General features: G+C 63.3%; 4 protein-coding genes. All 4 read left to right on the plus strand.

The window, feature by feature from the left end:
* Positions 1–206 (plus strand): nuclear transport factor 2 family protein (locus ACLP2E_RS21445; RefSeq protein ID WP_442467070.1); only part of this gene is annotated, 206 nt, incomplete at its 5' end.
* A gap of 149 nt (positions 207–355) precedes the next feature.
* Complete coding sequence (locus ACLP2E_RS21450; protein ID WP_442467071.1) at positions 356–1,990, plus strand: L-lactate permease; 1,635 nt, start codon at positions 356–358, stop codon at positions 1,988–1,990.
* A gap of 230 nt (positions 1,991–2,220) precedes the next feature.
* Positions 2,221–2,988 carry a rhodoquinone biosynthesis methyltransferase RquA gene (gene rquA / locus ACLP2E_RS21455; protein ID WP_442467072.1) on the plus strand — a complete coding sequence of 256 codons (768 nt, stop codon included), beginning with the start codon at positions 2,221–2,223 and terminating at the stop codon, positions 2,986–2,988.
* A 92-nt stretch (positions 2,989–3,080) separates the two neighbouring features.
* Positions 3,081–3,452, plus strand: a 372-nt coding sequence (locus tag ACLP2E_RS21460) for a hypothetical protein (RefSeq protein ID WP_442467073.1), incomplete at its 3' end; no start/stop codon positions are given.

Raw genomic sequence — 3,452 nt, forward strand, 5'->3', positions numbered from 1 at the left:
CTAAAAAGACGATCTATTCGTCGATTACGCTGTCCAACGTCAAGACGGTGGTCGTCGGTGAGACGGCGGTGATGCGCTTCGTCTTCGACTGCGCTTACACGGACCTCGGCAAACCGCCCGCCACGGCGCATCTCGGCGTTATGGAGACTTGGCAGAAGCAGGGCGGAACCTGGAAGCTGCTGGGACGCCAAGCCTACCACATCTGAACGCGTAGTCTCGGGCCAACGACTCCCGGACGCGAGCTCCGAACGGTCATCGGAAGCTCGCGGGGGTTGTCTGAGGAGTTTGGCGCGCGTTCGCGGTCGAGTGGCGTTTGACGTCTTCTCCGCCACGGCAAAAGCCAAGGAATCAAATCATGTTACAGCCATATATGCAGATCGCCGACCCGGTGGCGCATTCGTTGGCGTTGTCGGCGTTCTTCGCCCTGTTGCCGCTGTTGGTGATGTTTATGCTTCTGGGCGGGCTGAGATGGTCGCCCCTAGTTTCCGGCGTTTGGGCGCTGATTGTTGCCGCGGCGGTAGCGGTGCTGGCCTACGGCATGCCGGTAAGCGCCACGGTCGACAGCGCCCTCTTCGGCGCTGCGTTCAGCATATTGAACGTCAACTTCATCGTCATCAACGCGATCTGGATCCACAACATGCTGGTGAAGTCCGGCTATTTCGAAGTAGTCCGCCGAACGTTCGCCGTGGTTTCCAGCGACTTGCGCCTGCAGGCCGTACTCATCGCCTTCTGTTTTGGCGGGCTGTTGGAGGCGCTGGCGGGTGCCGGCACGCCAATCGCGATCGTGGCAGTGATGCTGGTGGCCCTGGGGATGAGTCCCTTAAAGGCCGTGGTGTGCGCGCTGGTGGCCGACACGGCCCCGGTCGCCTTCGGCGCCCTTGCGGTGCCGATTGTCACGCTCTCCGCGGTCACCGGCGAACCATTTAATGTGCTCGGCGCAGTCGTCGGCCGGCAGACCCCGGTGATAGCGGTCGTTGTGCCGTTTGTTCTGGTGTGGATCGTCGATGGCGGTCGCGGCCTTAAGCAGACCTGGCCCGCCGCGCTGGTCGCCGGCCTGGCGTTCGGCATCGCGCAGTTCGTTTGCTCCAATTACATTTCGGTTCCGCTCTCGGACATTGTTGCGTCTTTGGTCGGCGCCGCCGCGCTGGTGGCTTTGCTGCAGGTGTGGAAGCCAAGCGAAGTCATGGAAACCCACCCCGTTCTGGAGGCCGCTTCGGCGGGCGCGGGGATTGTCAACGACTCGCCGCACGACAGCGACCGCGACCGCGTTATCGCCTTCATGCCATATTTGTTGATCGTGGCGGTTTTCGTGATCGCACAGATTCCGGTGGTCGCCGGCTGGCTGAACGTCGGGCTAGTCAAGTTCGCTTGGCCGGGCCTGGCGATCCACACCGCCGCGGGGAAGGTGGCAAACACTACGCTGGCCATGCCGCTGATCTCCGGCGCTGCGAGCTTGTTGCTGATCGCGGGCATCCTGGCGGCGCCGATTCTGCGGATTTCCGGAGGCGACGCGATAAGGGTCTATGGGGAGACCCTTTACCAGATGCGCTTGTTCGTCCCGACGGTGTTTGCGGTGCTCGCCGTCGCCTTCGTCATGAACTTCTCCGGCCAAGCCGCGACGCTTGGCACTTGGCTGGCGAGCGCCGGCCAAGCCTTCGCCTTTTTCTCCGCCGCCATCGGTTGGGTCGGCGTGGCGATCACCGGGTCCGACAATTCCTCCAACGCGCTGTTCGGCGCCTTGCAGGCGACGGCGGCGAATAAGGCCGGCCTGTCTCCCGCCCTGCTCGGGGCGGCGAACAGTTCGGGCGGCGTCCTCGGCAAGATGATCTCGCCGCAGAGCCTCGTGATCGGCGCGGCCGCCGTCGGAATTACCGGGCGCGAGGGTGACGTCTTCCGCGCCTGCCTCGTATGGAGCGTGGCCCTTTTGCTTTTGCTTTGCTTGCTCGTCTACCTTCAGTCCACGCCGGTGCTGTCGTGGATGCTGCCGTAGTAACGGAGCGACGCCGGCGTGTGCCCCTCAGACCGGGCATGCCGGAATGCGACGCCGCGTCTCTAAAGCAACGTGTGGGCCCCAGACCCGCACCGGACGCCAAGCCCGCGCGGTCTCCAGGGAGATCGCTGGGTGGTGGGCGCCGTTCCAGCGATGCGTGCTTGAGGTCGGGCGCCGCAGCGTCGCAAACCTCAACCCGGCAGAGTTCTGTTTGTCCGAGGGGAAGTCTCTTGACCCGTGCCGTTTTCACTGCAGCATCTGCCGAAACCAAAATCGAGTGCAGCTTAGAAGCCGAACTGGCCGGGGGCGCGCCGGCCGCCAACGCTGGACCTCCGGCTTATCTTGTCGAGAAATACTGGTGGGCTTATGCAAATCCTCTGGCGGTGAAGTTTTGGGAGCGCGAGTGGCTCATCAACGCGATCCTCATGGGCCAGTACAAGCGGTTGCGTTCGGCGACGATCGAGGCGCTGGGACCGCACTATTCTGGGCGCAGTCTCCAGGTCGCGTGCGCCTACGGCGGATTCACGCCCGAACTCGCGGATCACCTGCAGACCGAGGGAGGCACGCTCGATGTGATAGACGCGCTGCCAGCGCAGATCGAGAATCTGCGGCACAAGCTCGGATCGAGATCGAACGCGCGCGCGACGCTGATGGATTCGGCGGCTCTGGCGTTTCCCGATGGCGCATTCGATCGAGCAGTCCTGTTCATGCTGCTGCACGAACAGCCGGAGTCGTGGCGCCGTCGAACTCTCGCCGACACCGCGCGCGTTCTGAAAACGGGCGGGCGTCTCGTGATCGTCGACTATGAGCGCCCGGATAGGCGCCATCCGCTGCGCTATCTTTTCCCGCCGGTGCTTTGGGCGCTAGAGCCTTTCGCGCTCGACCTCTGGCGCCGGCAGATCGAAAGCTTTTACGCCGGCTTGCCTCTCCGCTCGATCATCCCGCGAAAGACCTTCTTCGGCAGCCTCTATCAGCTCGTCGTGCTGGAGAGGGCTTAGATCGTTCGGCGAACAACCGTCGCGATGCAAGTCGTGCGAGCAAACGAACCGACGGGAACAGGTTTCACACTCATAGAGAAGGAGAAGCTCCGATGGCAGTCGATCGAATGAAAGTTCTGGCGGCGATGATGGATCAGGGGGTGATCCCGGTTTTCTATCATCCCGACGTCGAGGTCTGCGCAAAGGTCATCCAAGCATGCGCCAACGGCGGCGCCAAATGTATCGAGTTCACCAATCGCGGCGAGTTCGCCGCGCATGTGTTCTTTGAGGTGACGCGCCACTTCGCCGAGGCCGACCCGAACGTGATCATGGGCGTCGGCTCGGTCGTCGACGCGCCGACCGCCGGCGTCTTCATCGCCAACGGCGCCAAGTTCGTCGTCGGCCCGCTGCTCAATGCGGACGTCGCCAAACTCTGCAACCGCCGCAAGATTCCTTACAGCCCCGGCTGCGGCTCGGCGACTGAG

The organism is Rhodoblastus sp. (assembly GCF_052145335.1).
Classification (GTDB): domain Bacteria; phylum Pseudomonadota; class Alphaproteobacteria; order Rhizobiales; family Beijerinckiaceae; genus Rhodoblastus.

Bases quoted from the DNA above. Each gene is read 5' to 3' on its own strand.
- ACLP2E_RS21450 (WP_442467071.1), top strand. From the start codon at position 356: ATGTTACAGCCATATATGCAGATCGCCGACCCGGTGGCGCATTCGTTG.